The sequence below is a fragment of the Phaeovulum sp. W22_SRMD_FR3 genome, assembly GCF_052113705.1.
Taxonomy (GTDB): Bacteria; Pseudomonadota; Alphaproteobacteria; order Rhodobacterales; family Rhodobacteraceae; genus JBGQOG01.
Window position 1 is genome coordinate 1 of the sequence record NZ_JBGQOG010000044.1, and the last position, 2,965, is coordinate 2,965.

General features: G+C 58.6%; 4 protein-coding genes and 1 pseudogene. 2 read left to right on the top strand and 3 right to left on the bottom strand.

What is annotated here, in order from left to right:
- Nucleotides 1-87: 87 nt before the first annotated feature.
- Together tnpB and tnpA are read right to left on the bottom strand one after the other, a co-directional pair.
- Nucleotides 88-273: an IS66 family insertion sequence element accessory protein TnpB gene (tnpB, locus tag ACEN2S_RS22920; RefSeq protein WP_441870929.1), complete on the bottom strand. Its 186-nt coding sequence runs from the start codon at nucleotides 271-273 to the stop codon at nucleotides 88-90.
- Complete coding sequence (gene tnpA / locus ACEN2S_RS22925; protein ID WP_441870932.1) at nucleotides 270-659, bottom strand: IS66-like element accessory protein TnpA; 390 nt, start codon at nucleotides 657-659, stop codon at nucleotides 270-272. The genes tnpB and tnpA overlap by 4 nt, the downstream gene beginning before the upstream one ends.
- Before the next feature lie 302 nt (nucleotides 660-961).
- Here tnpA and ACEN2S_RS22930 point away from each other — a divergent pair, with 302 nt between their 5' ends.
- Nucleotides 962-1,315 (top strand): teicoplanin resistance protein VanZ, encoded by a 354-nt coding sequence (locus tag ACEN2S_RS22930; protein ID WP_441870935.1) that lies wholly within the window; start codon nucleotides 962-964, stop codon nucleotides 1,313-1,315.
- Nucleotides 1,316-1,446: 131 nt separating this feature from the next.
- Here the strand turns inward: ACEN2S_RS22930 and ACEN2S_RS22935 are convergent.
- Nucleotides 1,447-1,641 (bottom strand): annotated as a pseudogene (locus tag ACEN2S_RS22935) (ATP-binding protein); the annotation flags it as partial.
- Between the two features lie 70 nt (nucleotides 1,642-1,711).
- On the opposite strand from ACEN2S_RS22935, the gene ACEN2S_RS22940 reads away from it, so the two are divergent.
- A protein-coding gene (locus ACEN2S_RS22940) for an IS3 family transposase (RefSeq protein ID WP_441870938.1) occupies nucleotides 1,712-2,862 on the top strand; the annotation gives its coding sequence in 2 pieces (ribosomal slippage) (nucleotides 1,712-1,979 and nucleotides 1,979-2,862; 1,152 coding nt in all).
- Nucleotides 2,863-2,965: the final 103 nt, after the last annotated feature.

Genomic DNA, 2,965 nt, shown 5'->3' on the forward strand with positions numbered 1-2,965 from the left:
GCTACCTCAGCCCGATGGAGTTCGAGGCCCGCGCTATGCTAGCTTAACCTGCTGTCCACGAAACCGGCAGCAGCTCAGCTTACGGATTCAGCAGGAAGGTGGGGTTAGAGCAGCGCTTACCGCCTTACGCGACCGGAAGACAAAGACCGTCCCGGTGAACGGATCCTTGCGCAGCACAGACGATACCAGCGCTGCCAAGCCATCATGACCCTTTCTGAAGTCGATGGGCTTTGTCGCGACCATGATCCGAACCCGGTTCGACGGGAAGATCATGGGCTTACAGCCAAGGCGCGCACGACCGACGCAATCCGCTCCGCCGAGGCTCCGGCTTCCAGTCGGATCGCCACCGCGCCCGCGATGATCTCGGGCCGGTCCGCGGCGCCCACGGCACAACGCGGTCCATCACCAACCGGGCCAATCATCAACGATGCAAATTCCACCGGATCCTCCGGCGCCGGCAGCACCAGCCGCCCTTTGCGCGCCAGCGTCCGCCAGGCCGAAACGTGGTTCGCCGGAACACCATGACGCCGCGCGACAGCATTCACCGTGATACCCGGCGTCAGCGTCTCCGCCACGATCCGGGCCTTCACCTCATCTGGCCACTTCCGGTTCCGGCGGCTCCGATCGCCAACCGGGAGAACCTCCAATGTAGTCTCCATGGAGAAAATCCATTCCAACAATCACCAAGGTCCAAAGAACCGATCAGGATGAGAGCCGGAAGGTGGGAGGCTGGAAACGCTTACGAATGCCTAGGTTGAAGCACACATACTACGAAAATTTCCATGGACCGATTGGCCGCGCCCCGCGGACGCCAACTTGGCGATGACCATTTTTTGTCTCAAAGTATGAAAAAACCCACACGAGGCGGGCGATTGCAATTTTTACAGGCGATCCCACATTTTGGCGTTGAACACGCGAAGTTTGGTTGGCTTTGAAAGGATGCTGTGGTCAGCCTCCGGATATGCAAAAATCAACGCTCATCGCCATCGTCTCATCCGCATTGCTCGTTCTGGCAATTTGCGTTTCAACCCTATCGCCCCACCCGCTGCTGCCGAATGACGCCTTATGGGGCGACAAGGTACAGCACCTGCTAGGATTCGGTAGTCTGGTTGTGCCGGCTGCTTTGCTCCGTCCCCGCTGGCTGACCGTTGTTGCTCCGGCAACGATAATATTTGGTGGTACGATCGAAGTAATTCAAACCTACATCGGCCGCGATGGCGAAATAGGTGACTTTATGGCGGATGTCACGGGTGTTTTTCTCGCTGTATCAATATGCTCCATCATGCGGAAGATCGCGATGTGGCGCAGTGGATAGGGTATCTATTGCTTTCCAGCCAGAACCGAGCCGGGTTTTCCATCGAGAAGCGAGCCATCTCTGACTTTGGATTTTGGGTCATGGTGGGATCAATGCACGGTCTGTGTCCTTCTTTTTCGCGCAGCGGCGGCTTAGCTGGCCTTGAAGCGGAAACTGTCGTTGCCGGTCTCCAGGATGTGGCAGCGGTGGGTCAGCCGATCGGACAAAGCTGTGGTCATTTTGGCGTCACCGAAGACGGATGCCCATTCGCTTAAGCTGAGGTTGGTGGTGATCACGAGGCTGGTGCGCTCGTAGAGCTTGCTCCGCAGATGGAATTGAGCTACACCCCGAAAATCGGACAGTGACGGAAGCTACGATCTGAAGTCTGCTGGTCTCCAAGCACGAGGAGAACAGAACATGTCGAAACGCAGGAACCACGATGCGGCGTTCAAGGCGCGGGTGGCGCTGGAGGCCGTGAAGGGAGAGCGCACAGTGTCGGAACTGGCTGCCGAGTATGGCGTCCATCCGACGATGATCCATCAATGGAAGCGGTCGCTGCTGGAGGGTGCCGCAGGCATCTTTGAACGCGGTGGCAAGGCTGCGGTGGCGGCCGAGGTCGCCGAAGAAACGGTCCGTGACCTGCACGCCAAGATCGGAGAACTGGCCGTCGCCAACGATTTTTTGTCACGAAAGCTCAAGCCCTGGATCGGCAAGTGAGGCGGGGCATGATCGAACGCAACCATCCCAAACTGTCGGTCGGCGCGCAGTGCCGCCTGCTGTCGATCGCGCGGTCGTCGTTCTACTACGCGCCGCAGGGCGAGACGGCGATGAACCTCGACCTCATGCTGCTGATTGACAAGCAGTTCCTGGACACACCGTTCTACGGCGTCCGCCAGATGACTTGGCACCTGCAGAACGAAGGCCATCCCGTGAACTACAAGCGCATCCGGCGGCTGATGCGCGTCATGCGCCTGATGCCGATCTACCAGAAGCCCGACACCAGCAGGCCCGCAAAGGGGCACAAGACCTACCCCTATCTGCTCGGTGGGCTGCGGGTGGACCGGCCCAACCAGGTCTGGTGCGCTGACATCACCTATCTTCCGATGAGAAAGGGCTTCCTCTATCTGGTGGCCATCATGGACTGGTTCACCCGCAAGGTACTGGCCTGGCGCATCTCCAACACTCTGGAGGCGGACTTCTGCGTCGAGGCGCTGAACGAGGCGATCCACAAGTTCGGCCCGCCCGAGATCATGAACACCGACCAAGGCAGCCAATTTACGTCCTTCGCCTGGACCGACCAACTGAAACGCAGCGGCACCCAGATATCGATGGATGGAAAGGGGCGATGCCTAGATAACATCTTCATCGAACGACTGTGGCGGTCCCTGAAGTATGAATGCGTCTATCTGCACGCCTGGGAAACCGGATCGCAAGCCAGAGCTGGCATCGGGCGATGGATCACCTTTTACAACCACCAACGCCCGCACACTGCCCATGGCGGTCAACCGCCCGCCGTGGTCTACTTCAACGCAACCCAAACCGATCAGCAGGTGCAGGCAGTAGCTTAAATCACCCGGAAATCTGTCCAAGCATTGGGGAGTATGTATGAACTGCCTTCCCCTGCAAGTGATTTGTCGATGCGCCGCTGACCCTGCTTCTATGTATTCGGTC